Raw genomic sequence first — 25,683 nt, 5'->3', positions numbered from 1 at the left:
GGCTTAAGCGGGTACCTCCACCAGCTGGAAAGCCTCGATGATGTCCCCTTCCTGGAAATCGTCGAAGCCCTCGAGGCCAATCCCACACTCGTACCCTTGGGCCACCTCCCGCACATCCTCCTTGAAGCGCTTGAGGCTGGCGATGCGGCCCTTCCAGATCTCCTGCCCTTTGCGCAGGACCCGGACCTCGGCGTTGCGGGGGACCTTGCCCTGGGTCACCATGCACCCCGCCACCTGCTTGCCCGTGGGCAGGCGGAAGACGGCGCGCACCTCGGCCCGGCCCAGGACCTCCTCCTTGAACTGGGGCTCCTTCTGCCCCTTGACCATGGTCCGAACCTCGTCAATGAGGTCGTAGATGATGCGGAAGGTCTTGAGGAGGACGCCCTTTTGCTCCGCCGCCTTCTTCACGGAGGCCGGGGGGTTCACGCCAAAGGCTAGGATGGCGGCCCCGGCCGTTTGCGCCAGGAGGACATCCGACTCCGTGGGGGCCCCCACCTGGGCCAGCAGGACGTTGATTTTGACGTCCTCGGTGCCCTCCTTGGCCAAGATGTGCTGGATGGCCTCCAAAGAGCCTTGGGTGTCCGCCCGCAGGATCAGGTTGACCTCCTTCCGGCCCTCTTCCTGCAAGGCCCGCAAGAGGTCGGCCATGGTCTTGGGGCGGCGCTCCTTTTCCGCCTCTTCCCGGGCGCGGCGTTCTTCCTTGCGCTCCTCGGCGATCTCCTTGGCGGCCTCGAGGTCCGGCACCCACTCCACCACGTCCCCGGCGTGGGGGAGCTCCTGGAAGCCCAGAACCTGCACGGCGCTTCCCGGGCCCGCCTCCTTGCGCTGGTTGCCGTCGGCGTCCATCATGGCCCGGATCCGCCCGTACACCTCCCCGGCCACCACGTAGTCCCCCACGCGGAAGGTGCCTTCCTGCACCAGCATGTTGGCGATGATCCCCGCCTGCTTGTCCAGCTTGGACTCCAGGATCACCCCCCGGGGCTCGGCGTTGGGGTCGGCCCGGTAATCCTCCAGCTCGGAGAGGAGGAGGATCATCTCCAAGAGGTCCTGCACCCCCTGCCCTGTCTTGGCGCTGATGGGGACAAGGATTGCGTCCCCGCCATACTCCTCGGGAACGAAGCCCCGCTCCATGAGCTGCCGCTTCACCTTCTCGGGGTCCGCCTGGGGCAGGTCCATCTTGTTCAGAGCGAAGATGATTTTCGCCCCGGCGGCCTTGGCGTGGGCGATGGCCTCCTCCGTCTGGGGCATGACCCCGTCGTCCGCGGCGATGACGATGACGGCGATGTCCGCCACATTGGCCCCCCGCTGGCGGATGGTGGTGAAGGCCTCGTGGCCCGGGGTGTCGATGAAGACCACGGTGCCCTGAGGGGTCTTGACCTCAAAGGCGCCCACGTGCTGGGTGATCCCCCCCGCCTCCTTCTCGGCGATGCGGCTTTTGCGCAGGTAGTCGAGGAGGGTGGTCTTCCCGTGGTCCACGTGGCCCATGATGACCACCACAGGGGGGCGCTTGGGGAGGCTTTTTCGCCGCTCCTCCTCCGCTAGCTTTTCCTGGAGTCCCCGCTGCTCCCGAACCAGTTCCCGCACCGCCTCGGCGTCTTCCTCGCTCAAGGTGGAGGCGTGGGACTTATAGGGTACCCCCATCTGGTCCAGGAGCTCTAAGAGCTCCTCGTTTTCCATGCCCAGCTCTTTAGCCAGCTGGTAGATGCGTACTTTGGCCATCTTTACCTCCTAAACGGGCCCAAAGGGCCTCGGAAAGCGCCTTGGCCCGGGCCCCGGCGAAGCGCCGGAGCTTCTTTTCCGTCCAGCAGTCCGGGTTGTCGGGGCAGACGTAGGCTCCCCGGCCCGGCAGCTTGCCCGTGGGGTCCAGCTGAAACCCCTCGGGGGTCATGAGGATGCGCAAAAGCTCCCCTTTAGGCCGCCTTCTGCGGCAGGCCACGCACATGCGCAAGGGGACGTGCTGCATCACTCGGAAAGGTCCTTGAAGAGCTTCTCAAACTCTTCCCGGGTCCGGCTGGGCGTCGCCGCCTCCTCCTCCGCCGCGCGGCGAATGGCTTCGTCCAGATCGGAGATCTCCGCCTCCTCGAAGTGGATGTCGTACCCGGTGAGCTTCGAGGCCAGGCGCACGTTCTGGCCGCCGGTGCCAATGGCCAGGGAGTGCTGGTCCTTGGTCACCTTCACCCGGGCCTTCTTGGTCTCGGGGTCCAGCTCAATGGAGCCCACCTGGGCGGGGGAGAGGGCGTTGCGGATGAACTCCTTAGGGTCCTTGGACCACAGGATGATGTCCACCTTTTCCCGGCCCAGCTCCGCGGAAACCGCCTGGATCCGCTGCCCCTTGTGGCCGATGCAGGCCCCGATGGGGTCCACGTTGGGGTTGTGGCTCATCACCGCCACCTTGCTCCGCTTCCCGGGCTCGCGGGCGATGGCCTTAATCTCCACGATCCCTTCGGCGATCTCGGGCACCTCCTGCTTGAGGATGTGCTCCAGAAGCTTTTCGTGGGCCCGGCTCACGATGAGGGAAGGCCCCTTGGCGGAGCGGTCCACCTTCTTCAGGTAGACCTTTAGGCGTTGCCCCGGGTAGTACTTCTCCGTGGGGATCTGCTCGCTTTTGGGCAGGTAGGCCTCGCCCCGGCCCAGTTCCACGAAGACGTTGCCCCGGTTGTCCACCCGGGTCACCACCCCAGTGAGGACCTGCCCTTCCTTGTCCTTGTACTCGTTGTAGATGCGGTTGCGCTCGGACTCCTTGAGGCGTTGGGTAAGGATTTGCCGCAGGTCCTGGATGGCCATGCGGGAAAGCCCCTCCGGGTCGATGGGGAACTCCATCTCGTCCCCCACTTGGACCTCGGGGTCGTACTGGAGGGCCTCGGAGAGGGCGATCTCCTTGTCCGGGTCCTCCACCTTTTCCACCACCCTGCGGACCTCCACCATCTCGATCCGCCCCGTTTGCGGGTCAATGTACACGTCCACCTCGGGGCCCTTGCCGGCGTCCACCTCTTCCTTGCGGTAACCCTTCTGCCGCTTGATGTACGCCTTGCGCAGGGCCTCCTTGAAGGCCTCCAGGACCTCCTCGGTGGTCACGCCCCGCTCCAGGGCCAGCTGTTGCATGGCGTCAATAAAATCCCGGTTCATGCTTCCTCCTACCTAGGCTCCTCGGGCCACTCGGCCAGGTTGGCGCGGAAGGTGCCGATCTTGAGGCGCTTTTCCTCTGGGCCCACCTGGAAGACCACCTCTTCTCCCTCCACCCGCAGGATCCGCCCCACGAAGCCCTCGGGCCCAGGCACCTTGGCCTTCAGGCCCTGGAAGCGCTCAAAGTGGCGGCGGGTGAAGAGGGGACGCTTGGGCCCGGGGGACTCCACCAGGAGCCGGTAGCTCCCTGGGATGGGGTCTTCCCGGTCCAAGGCGGCCTCGATGTGGCGGCTCGCCCGTTCCAGATCGGCCACGGTGATGGGCTTCTCGTCCAGGCGTTCCAGGCGCACCAGGACCTCGCCTGGGGCCTCCTTCACCTCCAGAACCTGAAGGCCCAAGGCCTCCACCGCCTCTTCCACTAACCGCCAAAGGTCCACCGGCACCTCCCCACCTCCCTTCACAAAGGAAGGGTGGGCTTACACCCACCCCCCTCCCTTGGGAGCACTGGGCTCAGTGTACACCCAAGGGGCCCTTGACTACAACCCCTTTAGCCTGGTACACTCAAGGTTGCCGGTCCGAACCCGGTCCATCAAGGGGGTGAACGGTCTCGACGGGGGTCGCCGAGGGTGTGGCTGCGCGCCGAGGTGCGGGTGGCCTCGTAAAAACCCGCAAAAGAATAAAGGCCAACAAGCCTTCTTACGCCCTCGCGGCTTAATGACCGCGACCTCGCCCGGAAGCCCCGCCGGGGGCTCGCCGGAAGCGGGGACACGAAACCCGGCTAGCCGAGGGCAAGGCTCCGTAGCCCGAGGCGAAGCTTAACGGGGCTCGCTCCTGGTCGCCCGTCCGCGGGCCAAGCCAGGAGGACACCCAAAACGCGGACTACGCGCGTAGACGCCCGCCGTAGGGACCTTCGGACGGGGGTTCAACTCCCCCCACCTCCACCAAAAGGGGCGCCCCATGGGGCGCCCCAACCTTATTGGGTGGCAAAGGACACACCTCCCGGCGGGTCTTGATAAAGTGAGGTGGGTGCCTTGGGCACCTCCTTCGGGGCGGGGTGGAAGTCCCCACCGGCGGTGAAAGCCCGCGAAGCCCCCTTGGGGCCCGACCCGGTGAAATTCCGGGGCCGACGGTGAAAGTCCGGATGGGAGAAGGAGGGCCGTTTGCGCGAACTGGACGAGCGCTTTCTCCGTAGAGCCTTGCAACTGGCGGAACGGGCCCGCGGCCACACCAGCCCCAACCCTTTGGTGGGGGCGGTGCTGGTGCGGGAAGGCCAGATCGTGGGCGAGGGGTACCACCCCAAGGCGGGGGAGCCCCACGCCGAGGTGTTTGCCCTGCGGCAGGCGGGGGAGAAGGCCCGGGGGGCCACGGCGTACGTGACCCTCGAGCCGTGCGACCACTTTGGCCGCACCCCTCCCTGTTCCTTGGCCCTCCTGCAGGCGGGGGTGGCCCGGGTGGTGGTGGCGGCGCGGGACGAGAACCCCATTGCCCGGGGGGGATTGGAGCGCTTAAGGCGGGCGGGCCTCCAGGTGGAGGAGGGCCTTTTGGCGGAGGAGGCCAGGCTCCAAAACGAGGCCTTCTTTACCGGGCAAAGGAAGGGGAGGCCCTTCGTTCTCCTCAAGGCGGCCCTCACCCTGGACGGGAAGGTGGCGGCCCTATCCGGGGACGCCCGCTACGTTTCCTCCGAGGCGAGCCGCCGGGTGGCCCACGCCTACCGCCAGTGGCTCCCGGCGGTGGCAGTGGGGGTGGGCACCGTGCTCCAGGACGACCCTGCCCTTACCGTGCGCTATCCCGACTTCCGCCCCTTCCCCCACATGCTGGAGCCCCCTCCCTTGCGGGACCCCCTAAAGGTGGTGCTGGACACGGAGGCCCGCACCCCCCCCACCGCCCGCCTCTTCGCCCCGGGGCCTCGAGGCGAGCCCGCCCGGGTGCTGGTCCTGGTGGGCGAGGGCGCTCCTAAGGAGCGGGTCTTGGCCCTGGAGCGGGCAGGGGCCAGGGTGGTGGAGCTTCCCCGGGAAAGGGGGCGGGTAAGCCCGGAGGCGGCCTTGGCCTTCTTGTGGGAAGAGGGGATAGACGGGGTCCTCCTGGAAGGGGGGCCGAGGCTCGCCGGGGCTTTTCTCGCCCGGGGCTTGGTGGACAAGGTGGCCCTGTTCCTGGCCCCCAAGCTCCTGGGGGAGGGAAGGGGCTTTTTGGAAGGGGTGGCCGTCCCCAGGATGGAGGAGGCCTTTCGGCTTAGCCTGGTGCGGCGGGAGTGGCTTGGGGAAGACCTTTGGCTGGAAGGGTACCTGGAGGTGTGAGTGTTCACGGGACTGGTGGAGGAAACCGGCGAGATCGTGCGGGTGGAGGAAGGCCCTTTCCTTCGGGTCCGGGTTGCCGCACAGGAGGTCCTCACCGACCTAAAGGTGGGGGACTCGGTGGCGGTGGACGGGGTCTGCCTCACGGCGGTGGCGGTGGACGGGGAGGGGTTTTGGGTGGAGCTCGCCCAGGAAACCCTGCGCCGCACCGCTTCCACCTGGCGGGTGGGGCATCGGCCCAACCTGGAACGGGCCCTAAGGGTGGGGGATAGGCTTGGGGGGCACTTCGTCACCGGGCACGTGGACGGGGTGGCGGAGCTTGTGGGGGTGCGGGAGGCCCCGGGGGCTAAGGACTTCTTCTTCCGGCCCCCCAGGCCCCTCGCCCGCTACATCGCCGAGAAGGGGAGCGTGGCCTTGAACGGCGTGTCCCTTACCGTGGCGGGCCTCGAGGGGGAGGCCTTTTGGGTTACCCTCATTCCCCACACCCTTCGGGTGACCAACCTGGGGAGGCTTCGGGTGGGGGATGGGGTGAATTTGGAGGTGGACCTCATCGCCCGCTACGTGGAGCGGCTTCTTGGGAGGGCGTGATGGAAGGATTGGCGAGCGTCAAAGAGCTTCTGGAGGAACTGCGAAAGGGTCGCCCGGTGATCCTGGTGGACGACGAGGACCGGGAGAACGAGGGCGACCTCATCATGGCGGCGGAGCACGTGACCCCGGAGTGGGTGAACTTCATGCTCCGAGAGTGCCGGGGCCTCCTCTGTGTGGCCCTTACGGAGGAGCGGGCCAAGGCCTTGGACCTGCCCCTCATGGTGGAGAAGAACCAAGACCCTCAGGGCACCCGCTTCACGGTGAGCGTGGACGCCCGGGGCACCACCACCGGCATCTCCGCCCACGAGCGGGCGGCCACCATTAGGCTGTTGGCCGACCCCGAGGCTTCCGCCCAGGACTTCCGCCGCCCGGGGCACATCTTCCCCTTGGTGGCCCGTCCCGGTGGGGTGTTGCGCCGCGCCGGGCACACCGAGGCCACGGTGGACCTCCTGCGCCTCGCTGGGCTCACCCCGGTGGGGAGCCTCATCGAGATCCTCAAGGAGGACGGCACCATGGCCCGCCTGCCGGACCTCCTCCGCTTCGCCCAAGCGCACGGCCTGAAGGTGGGCACCATCGCCGATCTCATCCGCTACCGCTTGGAGAAGGGGGACCTCTATGTGCGCCGGGAGGCGGAGGCCCTTCTCCCCACCCGCTTCGGGGAGTTCCGCATCCTGGGGTACCGGGACACCTTGACGGGGGAGGAACACGCCGCCTTGGTCATGGGGAGCTGGGAAGAGGGGGAGCCGGTCTTGGTGCGCATGCACTCCGAGTGCCTCACGGGGGACGCCCTCCACTCCCTGAGGTGCGACTGCGGCTTCCAGCGGGACCTGGCCTTGGAACGCATCGCCCAGGAGGGGAAAGGGGTCTTGGTCTATCTGCGGCAGGAGGGGCGAGGGATTGGCCTCATCAACAAGATCCGCGCCTACCACCTGCAGGACGAGGGCCTGGACACGGTGGAGGCCAACCTGGCCTTGGGCTTTCCCCCGGACCTAAGGGACTACGGGGTGGGGGCGCAGATCCTCTACGACCTTGGGGTGCGGAAGATGCGCCTTTTGACCAATAACCCCCGTAAGGTGAAGGCCCTTTCCGGCTTCGGCATCGAGATCGTGGAGCGCATCCCCTTGCGGGCCGGGGATAACCCCTTCAACGAGCGCTACCTGCAGGCGAAAAAGGAAAAGCTGGGCCACCTCATGGACTAGCATGGGGACATGGGGCTCCTAAGGGCCCTGGTCCTCCTTTTGCTCCTGTTGGCCTTCCTGGACCCCCGCCTCCCCCTAAGGGGGCGGGTGGCGTACCTCTTGGACTTTTCCCCTTCCGCCCGGGAAAGCGTCTTCCGCTTGGCCCCCAAGCTTCCGAGGGACGGGGTCTACCTGGCCTTCGCCGAGGAGGTGGTGCGGCTTCCTTCCCCTTTGGCCCGGCGGCTGGACCTAGGGGAGCGGACGGACGTGCGGCGGGTCCTGGAGGCGGCCTTGCGCCTGGGAGCGGACCGGGTGGTCTTGGTTTCGGATGGGCTTTTCCCCCCGGTGCCTTCCCCTCTTCCCCTGGACGCCCTCTACGTGCCCCCAAGGGCCTTTGTGGCGGTACGCCTTCTTCCACCCCCCTTTCCCCTCCTGGGGGAGACCGTGGGGGTGCGGGTGGTCCTCGAGGCCCCCGTCCCCACGGAGGCCCGCCTCCGGGTGGAGGGGCCCGGGGGGGTGTGGGAGCGGGAGGTCCGGGTGGAGGGGGTGCAGGCCCTCACCTATACCTTTCCCCTTTGGCAAAGGGCGGAGGTGCGGTCGGAGGCGGTGGGCCCTTGGGGGAGGAGCGAGGCCCAGGTGGCGGTGGCCCCGGCGGACCAGGCCCGGGCCCTGGTCCTGGGGGACCCGGCCCTGGCCCGCCACCTCCGGGCCCAGGGCTTCCAGGTCTTGGAGGGCCCCTTTAGCCTCCCCCTGGAGGCGGACCTGGTGGCGGTGGGCCTGGGGGTGCTGGACCTCCCGGAAGGGGCGGCGGAGGCCCTCAGGGACTACCTGCGGCGGGGCGGGGGGCTTCTGTTCACCGCCACCCCCAAGGGGCTTTTCTTCGGGGGCTGGGACCGGGCCTTGCCCGAGGAGCTTCCCCTAAAGCCCTTGGGCCGGGTGGGGGCCGCCATGGTCTTGGTGCTGGACGTATCCGGGAGCATGGAGGGGGAGAAGCTGGCCTTGGCGGTGGCGGCGGCCTTGGAACTGGTGAGGAGCGCCGCCCCCGAGGACTACCTGGGGGTGGTGGCCTTCGCCTCGAGGCCCCAGGTCCTCTTCCCCCCAAGGCCCATGACCGACCGGGCCAAGAAGGAGGCGGAAGGCCTCCTCCTCTCCTTGAGGGCGGGCGGGGGTACGGTGCTGGGCGGGGCCTTCCGGGAGGCGGTGCGGCTTCTCCAAGGGGTGCCCGTGGGGCGCAAGGGGGTTTTGGTCCTCACGGATGGCCTCCTCTCCGACCCCAAGGAGCCCATTTTGGCCCTGGCGGAAAGCGCCGGTATGGAGGTTTCCACCATCGCCCTAGGGGCCGATGCGGACGCCGCCTTCCTGGAAGACCTCGCCCGGCGGGGCGGGGGCCGCTTCTACCGGGCGGCCACGGCCCAGGAGCTTCCCCGGCTTTTCCTCCGGGAGGGGCAGGAGGTCTTCGGTCAGGAGGCGGTGGAGGGGCGCTTTCCCCTTCAGGCCCTCCCCCACCCCCTCACGGAGGGCTTTGCCTTCCCCCCCCTTTCCGTGCTCCTCCCGGCCCGGGCCGAGCCGTGGGCCGAGGTGCTCCTGAAAAGCGGGGAGCGGGCGGTCCTGGCCGTGGGGGAAAGGGGCGAGGGGCGGGTGGCCGCCTTGGCCACGGACCTCTCCCGCTCCTGGCGGGACTGGGCGGAGGCCTCCGCCTTCCTCGGGGGGCTTGCCCGCTACCTCCTGGGGGCGGGGCGGGTCCTGGCCCTTCAGGCCTACCCCGAGGGGGAGGGGGTGCGGGTGGTGGCCTTGGGGCGGTTGGAGGCCCCTAGGCTTTGGGTGGAGGGCCAGGAGATCCCCATGGTGCCCACGGGGGCCCTGCGCTTTGAGGCCCGGGTGGAGGCCTCGGGGGTGTTGCTAGACGGCAAGCGGCGCATCCCCTTGGCCCTCCCCCTGCCCGGGGAGTGGACCCCTCGGGACGGGGAGGCCACCTTGAGGGCCATGGCGGAGGCGAGCGGGGGCAGGCTTCTCCGGCTGGAAGACCTGGCCGCCCCGCCCCGAAGGCCCCTTCCCCTAAGGCCTTACCTCCTCCTGGCCGCCCTCCTCCTCTTCCTCCTGGAGCGGGCCTGGGAGGCCCGGGTGAGCCGGGGCACACTCCCCTAGGAAAGCCTCCCTTAGCCTGATGGGGAAGGGGGTCAGTATGGACCGCAGGCGGTTTATCGGGATTTCGGGCGGGCTTCTTATGGTGGGGCTTTCCCCCGCCTGGGGCCAGGGGCGCTCCCCCAAGGGGGTGAACGGGGGTGGGTTCTACCGCTTCGCCCTGGGGCGGATAGCGGTCACGGTGCTCTCCGACGGCCAGTCGGCCCCGGGGCCCCTTCTCCCCAACTGGGGGGCGAACCCGGAGCTCCAGGAGGCCTTCCGCCGCACCCTGGAGGAGAACTTCCTCAACCCGGACGCCACCCGCAACAACTTCAACCCCGTCCTCCTGGACCTGGGGGAGGCTAGGCTCCTGGTGGACACGGGCCGGGGGGCGGCGGCGGGGGGGAGGCTTTTGGCCCATCTGGAGCTTGCCGGCTACGCCCCTGAGGACATCACCCACGTCTTCCTCACCCACGGCCACCCCGACCACATCGGGGGGCTGGTGGACGGGGCGGGAAGGCCGGCCTTCCCCCAGGCGGCCCACCTCATGGGGCAGGTGGATCTGGACTACTGGCTGAAAAACCCCACCCCCGCCGTGGAGCGGGCCCTCCTGCCCCTAAGGGACCGCATCCGCCCCGTGGAGGACGGGGAGGAGATCCTGCCCGGGGTGAGGGCGGTGGCCTCGTATGGGCACACTCCAGGGCATATGAGCCTCGAGGTCCTCTCGGAGGGGAAAAGGCTTTTCGTTTTCGGCGACGCCGCCGGGCACTACCTCCTTTCCCTGCGCTTCCCCCAGGCCTATCTGGGCTTTGACATGGACAAGGAGGGGGTGGTGCGCACCCGGGCCCGGCTCTTCCAAAAGGTGAGCGAGGAAAAGGCCCTCATCACCGCCTACCACTTCCCCTGGCCCGCCGTGGGCCACCTCCGGCGGGAAGGGGAGGGGTACGCCTTCGTCCCCGCCTTCTTCGAGTTCTAGGCGGTGTGCAAAGCTCACACGGCCTAAAGCGGAAGGGGTTTAACCTTAAGCCATGCTTCACTGGGACGATGAGCTGGAACGCCGCATGCGGGCGGAGATCGAGCGGAGGCGGGAGTGGGAGAGGCCCCTGCAGGAGAAGATCGACCAGCTCACCCTAGAGGTGTGGCGGCTTAGGCAGCTGGTGCAGCACCTGCAGGGGGAAAAGGAGGCCCTCCGTTGGAAAGTACGGGAATACCTCTTGGGGCAAGCCTTCCCCGAAGAAGAGCTCCTCTGGGCCAAAAGGGTGCTGGAGGAGGCCTGGTTGGAGCTTAGCCTCATGGGCTCCGAGCGGGCCTCCGAGGTGAGCCAGCTTATCCACCACCTGGAGCGGATTTGGAACGCCCGAACTCCTCGCCGATCGATATCAGAACCGCCTCCCCCCGAACCGTGAGGACGCCCTCGGCGTAGAGCTCGGTGGCCACCACCACCTTCTTGCCCTTGACCTCTTGGGGCCGGCCCACCAGGAGGAGCTCGGGCCCTAAGGGGGTGGGCTTGAGGTAGTCCACCTTCAGGCTTGCCGTCACGAAGCGCAAGGGGTGGGCCTCGAGGCTAATCCCTTCCGCCGCTGCCTTGGCCGCGGCGGCGGTGGCGGTGGAGTGGCAGTCCACCAAGGAGGCGAGGAGCCCCCCGTAGACGAAGCCAGGAATGGCGGTGTGGTAGGGGCTTGGGGTGAAGCGGGTTTCGCTCTCCCCCCGCTCCGCCTGCCAGTACGTCTTGATGTGGAGGCCGTGGGCGTTCAGGTAGCCGCACCCGTAGCAGTGGGCCCATTCCGGCGGGTAGTAGAGCTGGATGGCCTTCATGCCAGCCCCTGGGCCCTCCAGCGCTCGGGTACCCGTTGCTTTAGGAAGTCCACGATGTCCTGGGTGCTGGTGCCGGGGCCGAAGACCGCCGCCACCCCGAGCTCCTTGAGCTTGGGCACGTCCTCGTCGGGGATGATGCCCCCCCCGAAAAGGAGGATGTCCGAAGCCCCCGCCTCGTCCAAAAGGCGCTTCACCTCGCGGAAGTAGTGCATGTGCGCCCCGGAGAGGATGGAAAGCCCGATGGCGTCCACGTCCTCCTGGATGGCGGCGGAGACGATCATCTCGGGGGTTTGCCGAAGCCCGGTGTAGATCACCTCCATTCCCGCATCCCTAAGGGCCCGGGCCACCACCTTGGCTCCCCGGTCGTGCCCGTCCAGGCCCGGTTTGGCGATGAGCACCCGTATGCGCCGGTCCATCCCTTGCATTGTAAGCCTCCTACACGTAAGCGGGCTCCTGGTAGGTACCGTAGACCTCCCTGAGCACGTCCATCATCTCCCCCAAAGTGCAGTAGGCCAGGGCGCACTCCACGAAGTGGGGCATGGTGTTCTGCCCCTCCACCGCCGCCCGGCGCAACCCCGCCAGGGCCTCCTCCACCCGCCTGGGGTCCCGCTCTCGCCGCACGCGGGCTAGGCGCTCCGCCTGCACCCGTTCCACCTCGGGGTCCACCAGCTGGATGGGAACCTTGAGGGGGATCTCGTCGGTGAAGGCGTTCACCCCCACGATGATCCGCTCTTTCCGCTCCACCTCCTGCTGGTAGCGGTAGCTGGCCTCGGCCAGCTCCCGCAGGAAGTAGCCCTCCTCAATGGCCCGCACCACGCCGCCCATGCGTCGGATCTCCTCGATGATGGCCATGGCCTGGCGCTCCATCTCGTCGGTGAGCCACTCCACGTAGTAGCTCCCCGCCAAGGGGTCAATGGTGTGGGTGACGCCCGTCTCGTAGGCGATGATCTGCTGGGTCCTTAGGGCGATGGTGGCGCTTTCCTCCGTGGGCAGGGCCAGGGCCTCATCGTAGGCGTCGGTGTGGAGGCTGTTGGTTCCCCCGAGCACCGCCGCCAGGGCTTGGATGGCCACCCGGGCGATGTTGTTCAAGGGCTGCTGGGCGGTGAGGGAGACGCCCGCCGTCTGGGCGTGGGTGCGGAGCATCCAGCTTTGCGGGTTCTTGGCCCCGTAGCGGTGGCGCATCTCCTTGGCCCAGATGCGCCTCGCCGCGCGGAACTTGGCGATCTCCTCAAAGAAGTCGTTGTGGACGTCAAAGAAGAAGCTGATCCGAGGGGCGAACTCGTCCACGTCCAGGCCCCGCTGCAGGGCCGCCTCCACGTACTCAAAGCCGTCCGCCAAGGTCCAGGCCAGCTCCTGCACGGCGGTGCTTCCGGCTTCCCGGATGTGGTAGCCGGAAACGGAGATGAAGTTCCACTTGGGGACGTTCTTGGGCCCCCACTCGAAGGTGTCGATGACCAGCTTCACGCTGGGCTCGGGAGGGAAGATGAACTCCTTCTGGGCGATGAACTCCTTGAGGATGTCGTTTTGGATGGTTCCCCCGAGCTTCTTCCAGTCGTAGCCCTTCTTCTTGGCCACCGCCAGGTACATGGCCCAGATGGCGTTGGCGGGGCTGTTGATGGTCATGGAGGTGGTGACCTCCTCGAGGTTGATCCCGTCAAAGAGGATCTCCATGTCCGCCAGGCTGGAAACCGCCACCCCGCACTTCCCCACCTCCCCCTTGGAGAGGGGGTGGTCGGAGTCGTAGCCCATGAGGGTGGGGAGGTCAAAGGCCACGGAAAGCCCGGTCTGGCCCGCCTTCAAGAGCTTCTTGAAGCGCTCGTTGGTCTGCTCGGCGGTGCCGAAGCCGGCGAACATCCGCATGGTCCACAGCTTGGAGCGGTACATGGAGCCGTAGACCCCCCGGGTGAACGGGTACTCCCCGGGGTAGCCCCGCTTCTCCTCGTACTCGGGGTCCAGGACGCCGATGTCCTCGGGGGTGTAGAGGGGCTCTGGGGCGATGTCCGAGAGGGTGCGGTGGGCCACGGGCCTCTCGGGCATCTTCTCCAGGCTCTTCTGGTAGGTCTCCCTGAGCCAGTCGTGCTTCTTGCGCATGGGCCCTCCCTTTGCCCTAAAGTTTACGCTTTTTTGCGTCGGGGGAAAAGAGCGTTACGCCTGGCGTTCGCTTTCCGGCTCCACGTGGATGGTGACGGAAAGCCCGGGAAAGGCCTCTTCCAGGGCCCTTTCCAGCTCGTCGCAGAGGCGGTGGGCCTCCTCCACGCTGGTCTTTCCCGGTACCACTAGGTGAAACTCCAAAAAGCTCTTGGGTCCGGCACGGCGGGTCTTGAGGTCGTGCACCTCCAGAGCCCGCCCTTTTAGGTGGGCCTGGATGACGCTTTGGATCCGCTCCACCTCTTCCGGGGAGAGCCCTTCGTCCATGAGCCCGCCCACGGACTGCCGCACCAGGCGGAAGCCCATGAGCAGGATATTCCCCGCCACCAGGAGGGCGAGAAGGGGGTCCAAAAGCCAGAACCCCGTGAGCCCGGCGAGCCCCACCCCGGCCAGGACCCCCAAGGAGGTGAGGACGTCGGAAAGCACGTGGTAGCCGTCGGCGGTGAGGGCGGGGGAGCGGTGGCGGCGGCCCTCCTTGAGGAGGTGTACGGCCAAAAGGGCGTTTACGCCTGTGGCGAGCAGGCTCACCCCAAGCCCCGGGCCTAAGCCCTCCAAGGGCATGGGCTTGAGGAGGCGGGGCAAGGCCTCTTTGGCGATGAGAAGGGCGGCCACCACCACCAAAGCCCCTTCCAGCACCGCAGAGAAGTACTCGGCCTTGGTGTGGCCGAAGGGGTGGGTTTCGTCTGGGGGCTTGTGCGCCAAGCGGATGGCGGCCAGGGCCGCCAAGGCGGCGGCCACGTTCACCGTGGACTCCAGGGCGTCGGAAAGGAGGGCCACGGAGCCCGTGAGGAGGTAGGCCAAAGCCTTGAGCCCCAGAACCAGAAGGGCCACCAAAAAGCTAACCCAGGCGGCCCGCTCCGCCACCTTAGGCCTCTTCTTCCGCCAGCTCCCGTTTGGGCTTGAGGAGGGGGAAAAGGAGCACGTCCCTTAGCGAGGGCTGGTCGGTGAGGATCATGGCCAAGCGGTCCAGGCCCAGACCGAGCCCCGCCGCTGGGGGCATGCCGTGTTCCAGGGCCAAGAGGAAGTCCTCGTCGGGCTCGGGGGCTTCCTCGTCCCCTTCCTTGCGCCTTCTTGCCTGCTCCAAGAAGCGCTCCCGTTGGTCCAAGGGGTCGTTGAGCTCGGAGTAGGCGGGGGCGAGCTCCATCCCGGCGGCGTAGAGGTCCCAGCGCTCGGTGAGGCCGGGCTTTTCCCGGTGGCGCTTGGCCAGGGGGCTGATGGCCAGGGGGAAGTCGAAGACGAAGGTGGGGTCTTGCAGGTGGGGCTCCACGTAAAGGCCGAAGAGCTTGTCCAGAAGCTTGTAGCTGGGGACCTGGGCGAGCTCAGGGTGGTGGGCATCGGCCCAGAGGCGAAGCCGGTCCAGGTCCAGGGGGTCAAAGGGGAGGCCGGCTTTCTCCTTCAGACTTTCCACAAAGGAGATGCGCTTGAAGGGCGGGGTGAAGTCCAGGATGCGGCCCTGATAGGGGACCTGGTAGCTCCCGAAGAGGTGGAGGACGAGGCCGGAAAGGAGTTCCTCCACCAAGGCGGCCATGTCCTGGTAGTCGGCGTAGGCCCAGTAGGCCTCCAGCATGGTGAACTCAGGGTTGTGGTTGTGGTCGATGCCCTCGTTGCGGAAGTTGCGGCCGATCTCAAAGACCTTTTCAAAGCCCCCCACCAGAAGCCGCTTGAGGTAGAGCTCCAAGGAGATGCGCAGATAGAACTCGTGGTCTAGGGCGTTGTGGTAGGTCTTGAAGGGCCTGGCCTCGGCGCCCCCCGTGGTGGGTTGGAGGATGGGGGTTTCCACCTCCAGGAAGCCCCTTTCCTCAAAGAAGCGGCGGATGTAGCGCACCATGGCCGTGCGCCGCCGGAAGACCTCCCGCGCCTCGGGGTTGACGATGAGGTCCAGGTAACGCTGGCGGTAGCGCACCTCCTTGTCCCGGATGCCGTGCCACTTGTCCGGCAAGGGATGGAGGCTTTTCACCAGGGGGGTCCAGGAGAGGACCTTGACCGTGACCTCCCCGGTCTTGGTGGTGAACAGGGTGCCCTTTACCCCCAGGATGTCCCCCACGTCCAGCTTCTTCAAGAGCTCGTACTGGGGGGTGAGGTCTTTTTGGAAGTAGAGCTGGATTTTTCCGCTTTCGTCCAGGAGGTGGGCGAAGGTAACCTTGCCCATCCGCCTTAAGGCCACGAGGCGCCCCGCCAGGGACACCTCTTCCGGCCACTCGGTTTCCGGGGGAGCGCCGGCCTTGGCCTTTAGGAGTTCCTGGGCGCTATGGGTCTTGGGGTAGCGGTAAGGGTAGGGGGTAAAGCCCGCCTCCACCAGGGCTTCCAGGTTGAGAAGGCGTTGGCGCGTCTGCTCGTTCATGCGTGAACCGCCACTACCCGGAACTCCTTCTTGCCCTTGGGGGTTTCTAGCGCCAGCACGTCCCCCACCCGGTGGCCCAGGAGGGCCTTGCCCATGGGGGAGGCGTCGGAGATCTTCATGGGGGTTTCCAGGACGCTGGCCTCGGCGGGGGAGACCACCTGCACCTCCAGCCGCTCCCCGGTCACGGGGTCTTCCAGCTCCACCACGGAGCCCAAGCCGATGACCTCGGTGGTGGCCTCCTCGAGGATCACCGCCCGGGAAAGAACGTCCTCCAGGGAGTCGATGCGGGCCTCGATGCGGGCCTTCTCCTGCTTGGCCGCTTCCAGCCCGGAGTCGTCGTAGTCGTCGGAGGACTCCATGAGCTCTTGCAGGATTTGGGTGGCCTCCTGGAGGCGCTGCCGCTCTTGCTCCAGCTGCTTCATGAGCCGCTCGTAGCCGGCCTTGGTTAGCTTCACCTCGCGCGCCATAGCTCACCTCGTAAGTCATGGAGGCCGGCTAAAGCCGACCTCCTTGGCCCAAGGGCCCCCTTCTCAGGTGAGTATACCGCGAAGGAGGATTTCCCTCAAACGCTCCGGCTCAGCGTGGCTGGCGCAGGAGGCGGTGTCCAGGCAGAGGACCAGGTAGCGCAAGTGGGTGTCCCTGCCCCCCACGGGGTGGCGGAAGAAGCCCAGGGCGCTTCCGGAGAGGTGGCGGCGGCAGGCCTCGCACACCTGGGGGCCGTGGGCGGCGCTGGGTAGGGGTTCCAGTTCCAGGCGGAGCTCCGGGGGGCCTTTTTCCAGGATCACCACCCGGCCTTCCCCATCCCGGTAGTAGAGGATTTCCCCCAGGGGGAGGAGTTCAGGAGAGGTGCCTGGAAAGAGCTCCAGGATCATCTCCCGCTCTTCGTGGTCCATGGCCTTAGCTTAGCCCAAGGCGGGCGAGAAGGGGGGGGAGGAAGAGCCAAAGCCCCGTGAGGAAGGCGAGGAGACTGGCCAGGAGGACCGCCGCCGCCGCGGTGTCCTTGGCCCGCTTGGCCAGGGGGTGGTAGACGGGGCTTGCCAGGTCGGTGAGGGCCTCGAGGGCGGTGTTGAGAAGCTCCAGGGAGAGGACCAGGGCCACCAGGAGGAGGATCGGCACCGGGTTCACCCCAAGCCAAAGGGCCAGGCCCACCGCCAAAAGGCCTAAGAGCACTTCAATACGAAAGTTCCGCTGCACGCGCCAAGCGTAGACCAGGCCCTCCCAGGCGTAGCCAAAGGAGCGCACCACCCCTTTTAGAGGGCGAGGATCCTCTCTTGGACGCGGCGGAACCCCTCCCAATCCTCCTCCTTCTGGTGGTCGTGGCCCAAAAGGTGCCATAGCCCATGGGCCGCCAGGACCAAAACTTCCTCCTCCAAGGGTGCCTCCCGGGCTTCCGCTTGGCGCTTGGCGGTGTCCAGGCTGATCCAAATGTCCCCCAGGTGGGGGGGAACGAAGGGGTCCCCGGGCTCGTAGTGGGGAAAGGAAAGGACGTCCGTGGCCTCGTCCTCCCCCCACCAAAGGCGCTTGAGGGCCTTAAGGCGGCGGTCCCCGCTTAAGATCACCGTCACCGCCTTGTCCCCCACCCCCAGCTCCTCCATGAGGGCGGTGAGGGCGCGGCGGAGCCTTGGCTTAAGGCCCCTGGGGGGGCGCTTATTGGCTACGATCTCCACCACGCTCGGCTTCCTCGTAGGCCTTGATGATGCGGGCCACCAGGGGGTGGCGCACCACGTCGGACTCCTTGAAGTAGATGAAGGCGATGCCCTCAATGCCCCGGAGGATACGGGTGGCCTCGATGAGGCCCGACTTCTGGTGCTTGGGCAGGTCAATCTGGGTCACGTCCCCGGTGATGACCATTTTGGAGGAGAAGCCCATGCGGGTGAGGAACATCTTCATCTGCTCGGGGGTGGTGTTTTGCGCCTCGTCCAGGATGATGAAGGCGTCGTTCAAGGTGCGCCCTCTCATGAAGGCCAAAGGTGCCACCTCAATGATGCCGGCCTGTAGGTACTGCTCAAAGCGCTCGGCGTCGATCATGTCAAAGAGGGCATCGTACAGGGGCCTGAGGTAGGGGTCCACCTTGGCCTGGATGTCCCCTGGCAAAAAGCCCAGCTTTTCCCCCGCTTCCACCGCCGGCCGGGTGAGGACGATGCGCTTCACCCGCCTCGCCTTGAGGTGGCTCACCGCCATGGCCACCGCCAGGTAGGTCTTGCCCGTGCCTGCGGGCCCGATGCCGAAGGTGATGTCGTGCTTGGCGATGGCCTCCACGTAGCGCTTTTGCCCCGGGGTCTTGGGGCGGAGGCGCCCGGGGAGGGCCAGTTCGGTTTCCGGGGTGGTGGCCTGGTAGAGGCCTTCCCCCCCTTGCGCTAGGGCCACCGCCTGTTCCAGGGTGGGCTCGTCCAGCTCGGCCCCTTGCCGTAGGAGGGCCAAGAGGTCCCGCACGGCCCGTTCCGCCACCGCCACCGCCTCGGGGTCGCCGGAAAGCTCCACCCCTTCGCCCCGGGCCACCAGCTTGAGCCGGTCCCCAAAGGCCTCCCGCAAAAGAGCCCTTAGCTTTTTTAGGTTCCGGTCCGCTTGGCCTAAAAAGGCCAGGGTTTCCTCGGGTTTTAGGGGGATCACAAGCCTTTGGGCTTCTTCAGGATTTCGTGCCATATCACCCCTTTGAGCAAGCTTTTGCGGTCCGTGGTAAGAAGGCGCTTCTGAGCGGGCTTTTGCTTGGCTTCCTCCGCTACCTCCTCGCGGAAGCGCACCTCCAGGCGCTCCCGTTCAGGGCTTTGGATACGTTCCAGGCTTTCCCCTTCCCGGGCGGGAGGGGGGCTTGGGGGCAGGACGGGCTTGGGTTTCGGTTTGCGTTTGGGCCTGGGCAAGGGCTCGGGTAGGGGCAGGTCCTCGGGGAAGCTTGGGGGGGTGGAGGGCGCGCGCCTGAGGCCCTGCAGGGCGGGGATCACGATGAAGAAGAGGAGGAAAAGCAGGCCCAAAAGGTCGTCCAGGCTCATTCCTCACCCTCGGGTTTGGCGGCACGGCTGATGGACTCCCGCATGTCCGTGTCCGCTTCGATGTTCTTCAAGCGGTAGTAATCCATGACCCCAAGGTTGCCCTTGCGCAGGGCCTCCGCCAGGGCCAAGGGCACCTGGGCCTGGGCCTCCACCAGCTTGGCCCGCATAGCCTCCACCAACGCCCGGTTTTCCTGCTCGGCGGCCACGGCCATGGCCCGGCGCTCCTCCGCCTTGGCCTGGGCGATCTTCTTGTCCGCCTCCGCTTGGTCGATCTGGAGCTGGGCCCCGATGTTCTTGCCCACGTCCACGTCGGCGATGTCCACGGAGAGGATCTCGAAGGCGGTGCCGGCGTCCAGACCCTTTTCCAGAACGGTCTTGGAGATGCGGTCGGGGTTTTCCAGGACCTCTTTGTGGGAGTTGGCGCTGCCGATGGTGGTGACGATGCCTTCCCCCACCCGGGCGATGATGGTTTCCTCCCCGGCCCCGCCCACCAGGCGGTCGATGTTGGCCCGCACCGTAACCCGAGCGGTGGCGAGGAGCTGGATCCCGTCCTTGGCCACAGCGGCCACCATGGGGGTCTGGATCACCTTAGGGTTCACGGAAACCCGCACCGCCTCCAAGACGTCTCGCCCCGCCAGGTCTATGGCCGCCGCCCGGTCAAAGGTGAGCTTGATGCCCGCCTTATCGGCGGCGATGAGGGCGTCCACCACCCGGTCCACGTTGCCCCCCGCCAGGTAGTGGGCCTCGAGGCGGTCCAACCGCACATCCAGCCCCGCCTTGGTGGCCTTGATGAGGGGGTAGATGATCTTGGCCGGGGGCACGCGCCTAAGGCGCATGGCCACCAGGGTCAGAAGGGGCACCCGCACCCCTGCCGCCCAGGCGGAGATCCATAGCCCCACCGGGATGAAGCTAAAGAACAAAAAGACGAAGACGAGGACCAAAAAGGCCAGGAAGAGCACGCCGAGTCCTTCCATACTATTCCTCCAAAGGTTCCACCAACACCGTGGGCCCCCGCACCTCCACCACCCGGATGCTCGTCCCCTTGGGGATGAAGCCGCGGTGGGCCACCACGTCCACCCGCTTGTTGCCAAACCGCGCCACGCCTCCCGGGCGGAGGTCGGTGAGGGCCACCCCCACCGAGCCCACCTCCACCACCTCTTCCGTGGCGTGCTCGGCGATGGCGCTTTCCAGCACCAAGGCCCGGGCGGGCCGGGTCCTGGGCAGGTAGCGGAAGACCAGCAAGAGGCCAAGCCCCAGGGCGATCACGGCAATGGCGATGACGAGAAGGGCATTTTCCCCGAAGGTGAAGTAAACGGAGGCCAAGATGGACCCCACCCCCAAGGCCCCCGCCAGGCCAAAGCCGGGAAAGAGGAAGGCCTCCGCCAAAAGGAGGCCCACCCCCAGGAAGAAGAGGAGGAGCTCAAAGGCCCCGGAAAGCCCCGCAAGCCAACCTCCGGCGAAGTAGAGGGCCAAAAGGGCCAGGCCCAAGGCTCCCATGACGCCAAACCCTGGGGTGAAAAGCTCTAGGAGGAGGAACAAAAGCCCGAGGGCGAGGAGGAGCCCCGCCACGGTGGAGCTGGTGAGGAAGCGGGCCACCTGCACCCGGGGTCCCGGCTCCAGGCGCTCCACCTCGCGGCTGAAGCCCGCTTGGGCCAAGGCCTCGGCCAGGCTGGCCGCCTTGAAGTCCGCCACCTTGAGCTCCACCGCCTTTTCGGCGGAAAGGGTGAGGGGCTCGCCCTTGGCGGAAAGGCCCGGGACCTCCACATTGGGGTCTACCATGGCCTCGGCCAGCTCCACGGGCCGCCCCCTGGCCTCGGCCACGGCGCGGAACTTGCCCTTGAGGGCGGAGACCACCTTTTGGTCCGCCGCCTGGGGTTGGCCTAAGGGCGGGGCCACCAGGGGCAGGGCGGCCCCGATCTCCGAGCCGGGGAGCATGGCCATCTGGCGGCAGGCGAGGGCGATGAGGGCCCCGGCGGAAAAGGCGTTTTGCACCACGGCCAGGGTGGGGAGGGGGGTTTGCAGGATGCGGTCGGCCATGCGGATGGCGGCGTCCACCCGCCCGCCAGGGGTGTCGATGAGAAAGGCCACGCCGCTTGCCCCTTCCCGCTCCGCCCGGGAGAGGGCCTCTTCCACGAAGACCGCCAGGGCCGGGTCGATCTCCCCTTGGATGGGGATGAGGTAGGTCTTTCCCAGGGCCAGGGGGAGCAATAAGGCTAGGGCCAAAAGCCTTTTCACCGCCCTCATTCTATACGGGCTTGGCGGGCGGGTGGGCTATCCTGAGGAGGATGCTGCGCCTCGCCGTTTTGGGCCACCCCGTGGCCCACTCCCTTTCCCCGGCCATGCACCGCTATGCCCTGGAAACCCTGGGGCTAATGGGGAAGTACGAGGCCCTGGACACCCCCTTGGAGGCCCTGCCCCACCGCTTGGAGGAGGTGCGGCGGGACTACCGCGGGGTAAACCTGACCATCCCGCTAAAGGAGCGGGCGTTGGACCTTTTGGACTGGGTGGCGCCGGAGGCCCGCGCCATCGGGGCAGTGAACACGGTGCTGAACCTTCAGGGGCGGCTTTTCGGCTTTAACACCGATGCCCCTGGCTTCCTCGCCGCCTTGGAGGCGGGGGGGATCCCCTTGCAGGGCCCCGCTCTGGTGCTGGGGGCGGGAGGCGCGGGGCGGGGGGTGGCCTGGGCGCTCAGGGAGGCGGGCCTCGAGGTCTGGCTTTGGAACCGCACCCCCGAGCGGGCCGAGGCCTTGGCGGCGGAGTTCGGCCTGAAGGCGGTGCCCTTGGCGTGGGCCAGGAGGGCCAGGCTCCTGGTGAACGCCACCCGGGTGGGCCTGGACGAGCCCGAGGCCACCCCCCTTCCCGAAGAGCTCTTCCCCGAGGAGGGCGCGGCGGTGGACCTGGTCTATAGGCCCCTTTGGACCCGCTTTCTCAAGGAGGCCCAGGCCCGGGGGCTACGGGTGCAGACTGGTCTTCCCATGCTGGCCTGGCAGGGGGCCTTGGCCTTCCGCATCTGGACGGGCCTTCTCCCCGATCCCCAGGGCATGGAGAAAGCGGCCTTGCACGCCTTGGGGGAGCCATGCGCCTGACCCTGGCCGGACCGGTGGTTTACGAGGAAACCATTCAGAAAAGCCGCTTCATCGCCAAGGCGGCCCCCGTGGCCTCGGAGGCGGAGGCCCGGGCCTTTTTAGAGCAGAACCGGGAGGAGGCGGCCACCCACAACGGCTTCGCCTACAAAATCGGCCCCCTTTACCGCTTTTCCGATGACGGGGAGCCCGCAGGGACGGCGGGAAAGCCCATCCTCCACGCCATAGAGGCGCAAGGGCTGGATGGGGTGGTGGTCCTGGTGGTGCGCTACTTTGGCGGCGTGAAGCTCGGGGCCGGGGGGCTGGTGCGGGCCTATGGGGGGGTGGCGGCGGAGGCGCTTCGGCGGGGGACGAAGGTGCCCCGGGTGGAATGGGTGGAGGCCACCTTCCTCGTCCCCTTCGCCGAGCTTGGCCGGGCCTATCCCTTGGTGCGGGACAAGGTGGTGGGGGAAAGCCCTAGCCCCGAAGGGGTCCTCCTTCGCCTAAGGCTTCCCAAGGAAGCCCTCCCCTCCCTGGAGGAGGCCCTAGGAGAGGCCACCCGGGGGAAGGCCCGTAGAATGTGAGGGATGCTTCCCCTATTTGAACCCAAGGGCCGGGTGCTCCTGGTGGACGGGCACCACCTGGCCTACCGCAATTTCTTCGCCCTCAAGGGGCTCACCACGAGCCGGGGCGAGCCGGTGCAGGGGGTTTACGGCTTCGCCAAAAGCCTGCTCAAGGCGCTTAAGGAGGATGGGGACGTGGTCATCGTGGTCTTTGACGCCAAGGCCCCCTCCTTCCGCCACGAGGCCTACGAGGCCTACAAGGCGGGCCGGGCCCCCACCCCGGAGGACTTTCCCCGGCAGCTCGCCCTTATGAAGGCGCTGGTGGACCTTTTGGGCTTGGAGCGCCTCGAGGTCCCGGGCTTTGAGGCGGACGACGTCCTGGCCACCTTGGCCAAGAAGGCGGAGGCGGAGGGCTACGAGGTCCAGATCCTCACCGCCGACCGTGACCTCTTCCAGCTCCTTTCCCCTCGGATCTCCGTCCTCCACCCCGAGGGCCACCGCATCACCCCGGAGTGGCTTTGGGAGAAGTACGGCCTGAGCCCGGAGCAGTGGGTGGACTTCCGCGCCCTGGCCGGCGACCCTTCCGACAACATCCCCGGGGTGAGGGGAATTGGCGAGAAGACCGCCCTGAAGCTCCTGAAGGAGTGGGGGAGCCTGGAAAACCTTCTCAAGAACCTGGACCAGGTGAAGCCCGCCTCGGTGCGGGAGAAGATCCTGGCCCATCTGGAGGACCTGAAGCTCTCCCGGGAGCTTTCCCGGGTGCGCACGGACCTCCCTTTGGAGGTGGACTTCCGGAAGCGGCGGGAGCCGGACCGGGAAGGGCTCAAGGCCTTCTTGGAGCGGCTGGAGTTCGGAAGCCTCCTTCACGAGTTCGGCCTCCTGGAAAGCCCCCTTCCGGCGGAGGAGGCCCCTTGGCCCCCCCCGGAAGGGGCTTTCCTGGGCTACCGCCTCTCCCGGCCCGAGCCCATGTGGGCGGAGCTTTTGGCCCTGGCGGCGAGCGCCTCGGGCCGGGTCTTTCGGGCGGAGGACCCCTATGGGGCCTTACGGGGCCTGAAGGAGGTGCGGGGGCTTCTGGCCAAGGACCTGGCCGTCTTGGCCCTACGGGAGGGCGTGGACCTCCCCCCTACGGACGACCCCATGCTCCTCGCCTACCTCCTCGACCCCTCCAACACCACCCCGGAGGGCGTGGCCCGGCGCTACGGGGGGGAGTGGACGGAGGACGCCGGGGAGCGGGCCCTCTTGGCGGAGCGGCTTCACGCCAACCTTCTTGGGCGCTTGCAGGGCGAGGAGAGGCTGCTTTGGCTTTACGAGGAGGTGGAAAAGCCCCTTTCCCGGGTCCTGGCCCACATGGAGGCCACGGGGGTCAGGCTGGACGTGGCCTACCTCAAGGCCCTTTCCCTGGAGGTGGCGGCGGAGATGCGCCGGCTGGAGGAGGAGGTCTTCCGCCTGGCGGGCCACCCCTTCAACCTGAACTCCCGCGACCAGCTGGAACGGGTGCTCTTTGACGAGCTGGGGCTTCCCCCCATCGGCAAAACGGAAAAGACCGGCAAGCGCTCCACCAGCGCCGCGGTGCTGGAGGCCCTGCGGGAGGCCCATCCCATCGTGGACAAGATTCTTCAGTACCGGGAGTTGGCCAAGCTCAAGGGCACCTACATCGATCCCCTTCCCGCCCTGGTCCATCCCAAGACGGGGCGGCTCCACACCCGCTTTAACCAAACGGCCACGGCCACGGGCCGCCTTTCCAGCTCCGACCCCAACCTGCAGAACATCCCCGTGCGCACCCCCCTCGGCCAAAAGATCCGCAAGGCCTTCGTGGCGGAGGAGGGCTTTCGCCTAGTGGCCTTGGACTATAGCCAGATAGAGCTCCGGGTCCTCGCCCACCTTTCGGGGGACGAGAACCTCATCCGGGTCTTCCAGGAGGGCCGGGACATCCACACCCAGACGGCGAGCTGGATGTTCGGCCTGCCGGCGGAGGCCATAGACCCCCTGATGCGCCGGGCGGCCAAGACCATCAACTTCGGCGTCCTCTACGGCATGTCCGCCCACCGCCTTTCCCAGGAGCTCGGCATCCCCTACGAGGAGGCGGCGGCCTTCATCGCCCGCTACTTCCAAAGCTACCCCAAGGTGAAGGCCTGGATCGAAAGGACCCTGGAGGAAGGCCGGACCCGGGGGTACGTGGAAACCCTCTTCGGCCGCAGGCGTTACGTGCCGGATCTCAACGCCCGGGTGAAGAGCGTGCGGGAGGCGGCGGAGCGCATGGCCTTCAACATGCCCGTGCAGGGGACCGCCGCCGACCTGATGAAGCTGGCCATGGTGCGGCTCTTCCCCCGCCTTAAGGAGGTGGGGGCGAGGATGCTCCTTCAGGTGCACGACGAGCTCCTGCTGGAGGCCCCCAAGGAGCGGGCGAAGGAGGTGGCCGCCTTGGCCAAGGCGGTCATGGAGGGGGTCTGGCCCTTGGCGGTACCCCTGGAGGTGGAGGTGGGCATCGGGGAGGATTGGCTTTCCGCCAAGGGTTAGAGGAGGGCGTAGGCCGCCATCCCCAGGAGGACGCTGAGCCCTAGGTGGCGGGAAAGCCGCCAGGCGAGGAAGACCCCAAGGAGGGCGGCCAGGGTCTTGGCCCAAAGCCAAGAAGGGGGCGGCCCGAAGGCGGACACCAGGAAGAGGGCCACCACCAAGGCGGGCCCCGCCTGGCCGGGGGAAGGGCCCCTTTCCCCCCGCCAGGGGAGATAGCGGAGGAGAAAGGTGCCCAGGGCCAGAACCAGGATGGGGGTCAAGGCCGCCTCCACAAGAAGCCCAAGACGCCCGCCAAGACGAGGCCCCAGGCGGTCTGGCCCAGGAGGTGGAGGGCGAAGGCCAGAAGCCCGGCGCCCAGGGCCACGGGGTTCCGCAGATGGGGCAGGGCGAGGAGCAAGAAGAGGGCGGGCAAAGCGAAGGAAAGCCCTTCCCCCGCCGCCGGGAGCCCCTCGAGCCTTGCGGCGCACAAGACGCCCAGGAGGGTGCCCAGGTTCCAGGCCAGGTAAGCGCCAAGGCCAAGGCCTAGGAAAAACCCCGCGCGGGCGGTTTGGGGCAGGCTGGGAAGGGACTTTAGGGCCACGGCGAAGACCTCGTCGGTGAGGAAGAAGGCCAGTAGGGGATGGCCCGCCAGGTAAGGCCTGAGGGCTGGCCCGTAAAAGGCGTGGCGCAGGTTGAGGAGAAGGGCCACGCCTGCGGCGAGCCAGGGTGAGGCGCCTTCGGTAAGGAGGCCAAGGAAGGCGAACTGGCTCGCCCCGGCGAAGATCAGCAGGGAAAGCAGCTGCACGGCCCACGGGGCAAGCCCTGCGCCCGCCCCGGCCATGCCGAAGGCCACGGCTACGGGGAAGTACCCCAAGGCCACGGGCCAGGCGGCGAGAAGCCCCTGGCGCAAGGGGTTTGGCGTGGGGGGTGGGAGGGCGGCCATGGGGGGATTTTATAAAGCGGGTAGGGTATA

At 67.4% G+C, this 25,683-nt stretch carries 28 protein-coding genes, 1 other RNA gene and 1 riboswitch; of the genes, 10 read left to right on the top strand and 19 right to left on the bottom strand.

What is annotated here, in order from left to right; translation table 11 throughout:
• Positions 1–3: 3 nt before the first annotated feature.
• The 4 genes from infB to rimP are packed head-to-tail and all read right to left on the bottom strand — an operon-like array spanning position 4 to position 3,560.
• Positions 4–1,719, bottom strand: coding sequence for a translation initiation factor IF-2 (gene infB / locus ABXG85_RS02835; RefSeq protein WP_353512224.1), 1,716 nt, complete (start codon positions 1,717–1,719; stop codon positions 4–6).
• Entirely contained in the window at positions 1,688–1,963 is a 276-nt protein-coding gene (locus ABXG85_RS02830; protein ID WP_353512223.1) for a YlxR family protein, read from the bottom strand. Before ABXG85_RS02830 ends, infB begins: the two co-directional genes overlap by 32 nt.
• A complete protein-coding gene (nusA, locus tag ABXG85_RS02825; RefSeq protein ID WP_353512222.1) occupies positions 1,963–3,126 on the bottom strand; it encodes a transcription termination factor NusA in 1,164 nt (387 codons plus the stop codon). The genes ABXG85_RS02830 and nusA overlap by 1 nt, the downstream gene beginning before the upstream one ends.
• Before the next feature lie 8 nt (positions 3,127–3,134).
• A complete protein-coding gene (gene rimP, locus ABXG85_RS02820; RefSeq protein ID WP_353512396.1) occupies positions 3,135–3,560 on the bottom strand; it encodes a ribosome maturation factor RimP in 426 nt (141 codons plus the stop codon).
• A gap of 156 nt (positions 3,561–3,716) precedes the next feature.
• Between rimP and ssrA the strand changes: the two genes are divergently transcribed.
• The 7 genes from ssrA (at position 3,717) to ABXG85_RS02785 (ending at position 10,707) form a co-directional block, all read left to right on the top strand.
• Positions 3,717–4,067: a transfer-messenger RNA gene (ssrA, locus tag ABXG85_RS02815) on the top strand.
• Positions 4,068–4,159: 92 nt separating this feature from the next.
• A riboswitch (FMN riboswitch) is annotated at positions 4,160–4,280 on the top strand.
• 3 nt (positions 4,281–4,283) lie between these two features.
• Positions 4,284–5,417, top strand: coding sequence for a bifunctional diaminohydroxyphosphoribosylaminopyrimidine deaminase/5-amino-6-(5-phosphoribosylamino)uracil reductase RibD (ribD, locus tag ABXG85_RS02810; RefSeq protein WP_353512221.1), 1,134 nt, complete (start codon positions 4,284–4,286; stop codon positions 5,415–5,417).
• On the top strand, positions 5,418–6,002 hold the full coding sequence (locus ABXG85_RS02805; protein ID WP_353512220.1) for a riboflavin synthase: 585 nt from the start codon (positions 5,418–5,420) through the stop codon (positions 6,000–6,002).
• Positions 6,002–7,201, top strand: coding sequence for a bifunctional 3,4-dihydroxy-2-butanone-4-phosphate synthase/GTP cyclohydrolase II (locus ABXG85_RS02800; RefSeq protein ID WP_353512219.1), 1,200 nt, complete (start codon positions 6,002–6,004; stop codon positions 7,199–7,201). Before ABXG85_RS02805 ends, ABXG85_RS02800 begins: the two co-directional genes overlap by 1 nt.
• A gap of 9 nt (positions 7,202–7,210) precedes the next feature.
• Positions 7,211–9,325, top strand: a complete 2,115-nt coding sequence (locus ABXG85_RS02795; protein ID WP_353512218.1) for a VWA domain-containing protein — start codon at positions 7,211–7,213, stop codon at positions 9,323–9,325.
• Between the two features lie 37 nt (positions 9,326–9,362).
• Positions 9,363–10,277, top strand: coding sequence for an MBL fold metallo-hydrolase (locus ABXG85_RS02790; RefSeq protein ID WP_353512217.1), 915 nt, complete (start codon positions 9,363–9,365; stop codon positions 10,275–10,277).
• 52 nt (positions 10,278–10,329) lie between these two features.
• Positions 10,330–10,707, top strand: coding sequence for a hypothetical protein (locus tag ABXG85_RS02785; RefSeq protein WP_353512216.1), 378 nt, complete (start codon positions 10,330–10,332; stop codon positions 10,705–10,707).
• On the opposite strand, the gene ABXG85_RS02780 is transcribed toward ABXG85_RS02785, so the two are convergent.
• The 13 genes from ABXG85_RS02780 to ABXG85_RS02720 all read right to left on the bottom strand — a co-directional run bounded on the left by ABXG85_RS02780 (position 10,628) and on the right by ABXG85_RS02720 (position 20,836).
• Positions 10,628–11,116: a PaaI family thioesterase gene (locus ABXG85_RS02780; RefSeq protein WP_353512215.1), complete on the bottom strand. Its 489-nt coding sequence runs from the start codon at positions 11,114–11,116 to the stop codon at positions 10,628–10,630. The genes ABXG85_RS02785 and ABXG85_RS02780 overlap by 80 nt on opposite strands.
• Complete coding sequence (locus ABXG85_RS02775) at positions 11,113–11,541, bottom strand: cobalamin B12-binding domain-containing protein (RefSeq protein ID WP_353512214.1); 429 nt, start codon at positions 11,539–11,541, stop codon at positions 11,113–11,115. The genes ABXG85_RS02780 and ABXG85_RS02775 overlap by 4 nt, the downstream gene beginning before the upstream one ends.
• Before the next feature lie 10 nt (positions 11,542–11,551).
• Positions 11,552–13,207 carry an acyl-CoA mutase large subunit family protein gene (locus tag ABXG85_RS02770; RefSeq protein ID WP_353512213.1) on the bottom strand — a complete coding sequence of 552 codons (1,656 nt, stop codon included), beginning with the start codon at positions 13,205–13,207 and terminating at the stop codon, positions 11,552–11,554.
• Positions 13,208–13,261: 54 nt separating this feature from the next.
• Positions 13,262–14,128 (bottom strand): cation diffusion facilitator family transporter, encoded by an 867-nt coding sequence (locus tag ABXG85_RS02765; protein WP_353512212.1) that lies wholly within the window; start codon positions 14,126–14,128, stop codon positions 13,262–13,264.
• A gap of 1 nt (position 14,129) precedes the next feature.
• On the bottom strand, positions 14,130–15,605 hold the full coding sequence (gene lysS / locus ABXG85_RS02760; protein ID WP_353512211.1) for a lysine--tRNA ligase: 1,476 nt from the start codon (positions 15,603–15,605) through the stop codon (positions 14,130–14,132).
• Positions 15,602–16,072, bottom strand: coding sequence for a GreA/GreB family elongation factor (locus tag ABXG85_RS02755; protein ID WP_353512210.1), 471 nt, complete (start codon positions 16,070–16,072; stop codon positions 15,602–15,604). Before ABXG85_RS02755 ends, lysS begins: the two co-directional genes overlap by 4 nt.
• A gap of 63 nt (positions 16,073–16,135) precedes the next feature.
• Entirely contained in the window at positions 16,136–16,498 is a 363-nt protein-coding gene (locus ABXG85_RS02750) for a hypothetical protein (RefSeq protein ID WP_353512209.1), read from the bottom strand.
• A gap of 4 nt (positions 16,499–16,502) precedes the next feature.
• Positions 16,503–16,901 (bottom strand): diacylglycerol kinase family protein, encoded by a 399-nt coding sequence (locus ABXG85_RS02745; RefSeq protein ID WP_353512208.1) that lies wholly within the window; start codon positions 16,899–16,901, stop codon positions 16,503–16,505.
• Positions 16,856–17,275, bottom strand: coding sequence for an rRNA maturation RNase YbeY (gene ybeY / locus ABXG85_RS02740; protein ID WP_353512207.1), 420 nt, complete (start codon positions 17,273–17,275; stop codon positions 16,856–16,858). Before ybeY ends, ABXG85_RS02745 begins: the two co-directional genes overlap by 46 nt.
• Complete coding sequence (locus ABXG85_RS02735) at positions 17,253–18,248, bottom strand: PhoH family protein (RefSeq protein ID WP_353512206.1); 996 nt, start codon at positions 18,246–18,248, stop codon at positions 17,253–17,255. Before ABXG85_RS02735 ends, ybeY begins: the two co-directional genes overlap by 23 nt.
• On the bottom strand, positions 18,212–18,592 hold the full coding sequence (locus ABXG85_RS02730; RefSeq protein ID WP_353512205.1) for a hypothetical protein: 381 nt from the start codon (positions 18,590–18,592) through the stop codon (positions 18,212–18,214). The genes ABXG85_RS02735 and ABXG85_RS02730 overlap by 37 nt, the downstream gene beginning before the upstream one ends.
• Positions 18,589–19,566 (bottom strand): flotillin-like protein FloA, encoded by a 978-nt coding sequence (floA, locus tag ABXG85_RS02725; protein ID WP_039456008.1) that lies wholly within the window; start codon positions 19,564–19,566, stop codon positions 18,589–18,591. The genes ABXG85_RS02730 and floA overlap by 4 nt, the downstream gene beginning before the upstream one ends.
• A 1-nt stretch (position 19,567) precedes the next feature.
• Positions 19,568–20,836 (bottom strand): NfeD family protein, encoded by a 1,269-nt coding sequence (locus ABXG85_RS02720; RefSeq protein WP_353512204.1) that lies wholly within the window; start codon positions 20,834–20,836, stop codon positions 19,568–19,570.
• Positions 20,837–20,877: 41 nt separating this feature from the next.
• Between ABXG85_RS02720 and aroE the strand changes: the two genes are divergently transcribed.
• Genes aroE through polA form a run of 3 tightly spaced genes read left to right on the top strand, consistent with a single transcriptional unit; the run spans position 20,878 to position 24,734 of the window.
• Positions 20,878–21,678, top strand: coding sequence for a shikimate dehydrogenase (aroE, locus tag ABXG85_RS02715; protein ID WP_353512203.1), 801 nt, complete (start codon positions 20,878–20,880; stop codon positions 21,676–21,678).
• A complete protein-coding gene (locus ABXG85_RS02710; RefSeq protein WP_353512202.1) occupies positions 21,669–22,238 on the top strand; it encodes an IMPACT family protein in 570 nt (189 codons plus the stop codon). The genes aroE and ABXG85_RS02710 overlap by 10 nt, the downstream gene beginning before the upstream one ends.
• A 3-nt stretch (positions 22,239–22,241) precedes the next feature.
• Positions 22,242–24,734, top strand: a complete 2,493-nt coding sequence (gene polA, locus ABXG85_RS02705) for a DNA polymerase I (RefSeq protein WP_353512201.1) — start codon at positions 22,242–22,244, stop codon at positions 24,732–24,734.
• Here the strand turns inward: polA and ABXG85_RS02700 are convergent.
• Together ABXG85_RS02700 and ABXG85_RS02695 are read right to left on the bottom strand one after the other, a co-directional pair.
• Positions 24,731–24,991: an AzlD domain-containing protein gene (locus ABXG85_RS02700; protein ID WP_353512200.1), complete on the bottom strand. Its 261-nt coding sequence runs from the start codon at positions 24,989–24,991 to the stop codon at positions 24,731–24,733. The genes polA and ABXG85_RS02700 overlap by 4 nt on opposite strands.
• A complete protein-coding gene (locus ABXG85_RS02695) occupies positions 24,988–25,620 on the bottom strand; it encodes an AzlC family ABC transporter permease (RefSeq protein ID WP_353512395.1) in 633 nt (210 codons plus the stop codon). The genes ABXG85_RS02700 and ABXG85_RS02695 overlap by 4 nt, the downstream gene beginning before the upstream one ends.
• Positions 25,621–25,683: the final 63 nt, after the last annotated feature.

The organism is Thermus sp. LT1-2-5, assembly GCF_040363165.1.
Taxonomy (GTDB): Bacteria; Deinococcota; Deinococci; order Deinococcales; family Thermaceae; genus Thermus.
The sequence above is the reverse complement of the archived record's forward strand: the minus strand, read 5'-3'. Positions and strand labels throughout refer to the sequence as shown.

Bases quoted from the DNA above. Each gene is read 5' to 3' on its own strand.
- ABXG85_RS02720 (WP_353512204.1), bottom strand. From the start codon at position 20,836: ATGAGGGCGGTGAAAAGGCTTTTGGCCCTAGCCTTATTGCTCCCCCTG.
- ABXG85_RS02795 (WP_353512218.1), top strand. From the start codon at position 7,211: ATGGGGCTCCTAAGGGCCCTGGTCCTCCTTTTGCTCCTGTTGGCCTTC.
- ABXG85_RS02730 (WP_353512205.1), bottom strand. From the start codon at position 18,592: ATGAGCCTGGACGACCTTTTGGGCCTGCTTTTCCTCCTCTTCTTCATC.
- ABXG85_RS02780 (WP_353512215.1), bottom strand. From the start codon at position 11,116: ATGAAGGCCATCCAGCTCTACTACCCGCCGGAATGGGCCCACTGCTAC.
- ABXG85_RS02790 (WP_353512217.1), top strand. From the start codon at position 9,363: ATGGACCGCAGGCGGTTTATCGGGATTTCGGGCGGGCTTCTTATGGTG.
- ABXG85_RS02750 (WP_353512209.1), bottom strand. From the start codon at position 16,498: ATGGACCACGAAGAGCGGGAGATGATCCTGGAGCTCTTTCCAGGCACC.
- polA (WP_353512201.1), top strand. From the start codon at position 22,242: ATGCTTCCCCTATTTGAACCCAAGGGCCGGGTGCTCCTGGTGGACGGG.
- ABXG85_RS02770 (WP_353512213.1), bottom strand. From the start codon at position 13,207: ATGCGCAAGAAGCACGACTGGCTCAGGGAGACCTACCAGAAGAGCCTG.
- ABXG85_RS02710 (WP_353512202.1), top strand. From the start codon at position 21,669: ATGCGCCTGACCCTGGCCGGACCGGTGGTTTACGAGGAAACCATTCAG.
- ABXG85_RS02755 (WP_353512210.1), bottom strand. From the start codon at position 16,072: ATGGCGCGCGAGGTGAAGCTAACCAAGGCCGGCTACGAGCGGCTCATG.
- infB (WP_353512224.1), bottom strand. From the start codon at position 1,719: ATGGCCAAAGTACGCATCTACCAGCTGGCTAAAGAGCTGGGCATGGAA.
- ABXG85_RS02830 (WP_353512223.1), bottom strand. From the start codon at position 1,963: ATGCAGCACGTCCCCTTGCGCATGTGCGTGGCCTGCCGCAGAAGGCGG.
- nusA (WP_353512222.1), bottom strand. From the start codon at position 3,126: ATGAACCGGGATTTTATTGACGCCATGCAACAGCTGGCCCTGGAGCGG.
- aroE (WP_353512203.1), top strand. From the start codon at position 20,878: ATGCTGCGCCTCGCCGTTTTGGGCCACCCCGTGGCCCACTCCCTTTCC.
- floA (WP_039456008.1), bottom strand. From the start codon at position 19,566: ATGGAAGGACTCGGCGTGCTCTTCCTGGCCTTTTTGGTCCTCGTCTTC.
- ABXG85_RS02775 (WP_353512214.1), bottom strand. From the start codon at position 11,541: ATGCAAGGGATGGACCGGCGCATACGGGTGCTCATCGCCAAACCGGGC.
- ABXG85_RS02735 (WP_353512206.1), bottom strand. From the start codon at position 18,248: ATGGCACGAAATCCTGAAGAAGCCCAAAGGCTTGTGATCCCCCTAAAA.
- lysS (WP_353512211.1), bottom strand. From the start codon at position 15,605: ATGAACGAGCAGACGCGCCAACGCCTTCTCAACCTGGAAGCCCTGGTG.
- ABXG85_RS02785 (WP_353512216.1), top strand. From the start codon at position 10,330: ATGCTTCACTGGGACGATGAGCTGGAACGCCGCATGCGGGCGGAGATC.
- ABXG85_RS02800 (WP_353512219.1), top strand. From the start codon at position 6,002: ATGGAAGGATTGGCGAGCGTCAAAGAGCTTCTGGAGGAACTGCGAAAG.